Here is a 1,476-nt window from a genome sequence, read left to right as displayed (position 1 = left end):
CGCCAGGGATTGCGGGACAGCCTTTAGACCTGTGGCCCGATGAAGGCGACGGCCTCGGCTTTTGAAGCGTGACACGGGCCGGGTACGGCAGCCCGACCACGCCGCACATCCGGCACCGTCCGCGCTGGACGAGGGCGGTGCCGGGGGCTCCATCTGGTGGCGGCCATGGCGCGGCGACGGGGTACCCGGTACACCGCGACCGGCACGTACAGGCCTGACGGAGGGAGGTGACGGCCGTGGCCGCCAGGCGACGCGGCGGGGGTCCCGGGCAGCGGGCCGACGTCATGCGGGCCGACCGCCTGCGGCTGCTCGCCGCCGTGGACGCCGGTCAGGGTGACACCGAGGTGCTGGGAGCCGCCCTGTCGCAGGTCACGGCCGAGCTGGGCGGTTTCGGCGGCATGGCGCACGTCTGTATGCGGGGGCCCGGTGGGCACCTGCGGCTGGTGGTGAGCAGTGGGCTGCCCTCGGCGTTCAGCAGCATGTGGTCCGCCGTCTCCTTCGAGAGTCCGGCGGCTCCGGTGCGGGCCGTCATGGAGGACGCGTTCGTCTACGTGCCCGGCATCGGGGTGCCCGAGCAGCCGTACGGGTATGCGCTGGACGTTTCCGCGGGGGCCGTGGTCCCGGAGGGCGCCGGGATGGCCGCGGCGCCGGTGCCCGGTCCGGACCTGCCGCTGGGCGTCCTGTCGGTGCTGGTCGCCGCCGACCGCGTGCCCGGTCGGCGGCAGCGGGAGTTCCTGGCGGAGGTGGCCCGGTGGGTGGGCGGCAGGCTGCGGATGACCCCGGCCNGGTGGGCGGCAGGCTGCGGATGACCCCGGCCGGCCCGGAGGGCGTGTCCCCCAACCTGCTTCAGGGGGCGGGGCACCGGCGGCCGCCCCAGGCGAAAGGCCCCGACAACTGGTCGTGGGACCTGCGCACCGGTGCGTTCGAACTGCCCGGGCCGCTGCTGGAGGAGCTGGGGGTCGACCCGGCGGTGAACACCGGCTGGGTCGAACCCTGGGCCGCCATCCTCCACCCCGACGACCTCGCCTGGGTGGCGGCGGAGGCCGGCCGCGCGATCCGGAGCCGCGGCGCGTACGAGTTGGCGTACCGGGTGCGCCGGACGGACGGCACCTACGCGTGGGTGCAGTCCCACGGCCGGGTCGTCGTCGACGAGCAGGGTGAACCGGACCGCGTCGTGGGCCGGCTCTGGAACGCCACGGAGACGCACGGGGCGCTGGAGTCGGTGGGCCGGGCGCTGCTGCACATGAGCGACGGGTTCCTGTCCATGAGCCGCGACGGGCGGATCGGGTTCGTGAACGCGGCGGCGGAGCGGCTGCTGGGCCCGGCGCGGGAGATGGTCGGCCAGCTGCTGTGGGAGGTGCCGGTGCTGCGGGACGTGCCGGAGGTGGCGGAGCGGTGCCGGGAGGCCGGCGCGAGGGGTGAGCCGGTGGGGTTCGAGGTGCCGGGGATGGGCCGTGACCAGTGGTACAACCTGCG

The 1,476-nt window shown here is 75.3% G+C and carries 1 protein-coding gene; it reads left to right on the top strand.

Translation table 11 applies throughout. The features are described from left to right. Positions 1-787: 787 nt before the first annotated feature. The coding region (locus tag RKE29_RS29825; RefSeq protein WP_312008835.1) for a PAS domain-containing protein at positions 788-1,476 on the top strand (689 nt) is incomplete at its 3' end.

It is taken from the genome of Streptomyces sp. B1866 (assembly GCF_031932565.1).
Lineage (GTDB): Bacteria > Actinomycetota > Actinomycetes > Streptomycetales > Streptomycetaceae > Streptomyces.
This window is presented reverse-complemented; position numbering and strand designations above follow the sequence as displayed.